2 protein-coding genes and 1 pseudogene are annotated in these 2,196 nt (G+C 34.8%); 2 read left to right on the forward strand and 1 reads right to left on the reverse strand.

Annotation, left to right across the window (positions count from 1 at the left end; translation table 11 throughout):
• Positions 1-259 precede the first annotated feature (259 nt).
• The gene (locus METFODRAFT_RS11730; RefSeq protein ID WP_281034046.1) at positions 260-508 is read left to right on the forward strand and encodes a cobaltochelatase subunit CobN; all 249 of its coding nucleotides are present in this window, start codon (positions 260-262) and stop codon (positions 506-508) included.
• A complete protein-coding gene (locus METFODRAFT_RS09485) occupies positions 465-1,451 on the forward strand; it encodes a cobaltochelatase subunit CobN (protein ID WP_216698826.1) in 987 nt (328 codons plus the stop codon). Before METFODRAFT_RS11730 ends, METFODRAFT_RS09485 begins: the two co-directional genes overlap by 44 nt.
• 103 nt (positions 1,452-1,554) lie before the next feature.
• Here the strand turns inward: METFODRAFT_RS09485 and METFODRAFT_RS09490 are convergent.
• Positions 1,555-2,196: pseudogene (locus tag METFODRAFT_RS09490) on the reverse strand (transposase); the annotation flags it as partial.

Raw genomic sequence — 2,196 nt, forward strand, 5'->3', positions numbered from 1 at the left:
CTTTGATAGTTTTTATTGGCGTTAGTGTTCTAACTTGTGCGAACTTAGATAACTCCTCCGAACAGTTAAATCCTAAACTATTTATAGAATTAGTGAGTATACTATTAAGTGCTGTTAGCATAGGAGATGCTACCGTTTTTTAACGAGTTATTCAAGCACTACATATTTCTATTTTTGGTTTTAAAGTTAATATTGTTAAATCACACTATCAGAAGGTTTAAACTCATTCTATATTGAGCCATCTGTTGGAGGGGATGTCATAAGAAATCCAGAGGCATTACCAACTGGAAGGAACATCTATGCATTTGACCCTCTAAAAATCCCAACAGAATCTGCCGTTGAAAGAGGAAAATATATCGCCAAAAAAACCATTGAAGAATATTTAAAGAAACATAACAAATATCCTGAATCTGTTGGTGTAGTTCTTTGGGGATTTGAGACAGCAAAAACTTATGGAGAGACAATTGCCCAAATCTTGGAATACATTGGAGTTAAAAGTTATTCATAAAACCCCTTGGGAGAAGGAACTTGAAATAATCCCACTTGAAGAACTTGGAAGGCCAAGGATTGATGTTGTTGTTACGATTTGTGGTTTCTTTAGGGAGATGTTTCCAAATGTTATGGAATTACTTGATAAGGCATTTAGAATGGTTGCAGAACTTGATGAGCCAGAGGATATGAATTTTATTAAAAAGCATGTAAAAGAGATGGCCAATTATGGAGATTTGGCAAAGGCTAGGATTTTCGGCCCAACAGCAACAGAATACAACACAAAGGTTTTACAACTTGTTGAAGATAGTGCTTGGAATGATGAGAATGATTTGGCAGAGACATACATATCCTCAATGAGTTATGCATACACAAAGGGATATTATTCAAAAGAAGCAAGAGGGGTTTTTGAAAATTTATTGAAGAGTGTTGAACTTGTTTCACAAGTTAGGGACTGCCACGACTATGATATAACTGATTTAGACCACTACTATGAGTTCTTTGGAGGTTTATCAAAATCCGTTGAAATTTTGAGAGGAGAGAAACCAGAAATGCTCATAGCAGATACTACAAAGGAAGTTGTGAAAGTTGAAAATATCAAAGATTCAATAGAGGGGGGAACGATAACAAGAACTTTAAATCCAAAATGGATTAATGAAATGCTTAAACATGAATTCCATGGAGCCCAGAAGATTGCTGAAAGAATTGAGAACCTTCTCGGGTTATCTGCAACAACCAATGCCGTTGAAAATTGGGTTTGGGATAGAGTTGCTGAGAGATTTGTGTTTGATGAGGAAATTTTTGAGAAGTTGAGGGAAAATAACATCTATGCAACCAAGGAAATCCTTGAAAGACTTATAGAAGCGGAGAGGAGGGGACATTGGAAAACAGGTGAGGAAATGATTGACAAAATAATCAAGAAATATCTTGAATTGGAAGGAATGTTGGAGGATGACCCCTGATATTATTTGGGATGACGTATAGTTGTTTGCGAATTTTATTAAAATTTATATATACTCCGAAATTCTTAAATGGCTTAGGACTTTCGCAAATACATTTAAATACTTAGATTAACAATAAACCAGTTTCTTTACATAAAGAGATTATGGCATTCCCAACGGCTATTCGATTTAGTTCTCTTCTAAACTCATACCAAGTAATCTTTTTATCGATTCTAATTTTCTCTAAAATAAAGAAAGCCCTCATAGCTAACGAAATATGACCTAATACTGGAAATCTTTTTCTAACGAAGAAATTTCCAATATTGCAGCACTGTTTAACTCCTCTGTGGAACTCTTCGATTCTCCAAGAGGCGTTTTTGACCTCTTGAAATTCTCCGAAACTCATAAATAGGTTATTCGTTATATAATATACTGCCTTTCCGTTTCTGGAAAGGCAGAAGAGTTTGACATATCCTACTTTCCTTAGATAAACGATTAATCCACTTTCAGGAATTTCTCCAAGTTCTTTAATCGAAATCCACTCACCGTTTTTGGAGAGGTTTATCTTCCTGTTCCTTTTAATTCTGCAGAGGTAAAATAAACCTAACTTATCGATAAGTTTTAAGTTTCTTTGCTCGAATACCAACTATCGAAGCAGATATATCGAATATTAAATCCCCTTTCAACTAAAGAGAGTATTATTTCCCTACATAAATCATTCTTCGTCTTTCCATCCCTTGGTCTATCATAAACTCTAAATCGATTG

This window comes from Methanotorris formicicus Mc-S-70, assembly GCF_000243455.1.
Lineage (GTDB): Archaea > AGJL01 > Methanococci > Methanococcales > Methanococcaceae > Methanotorris > Methanotorris formicicus.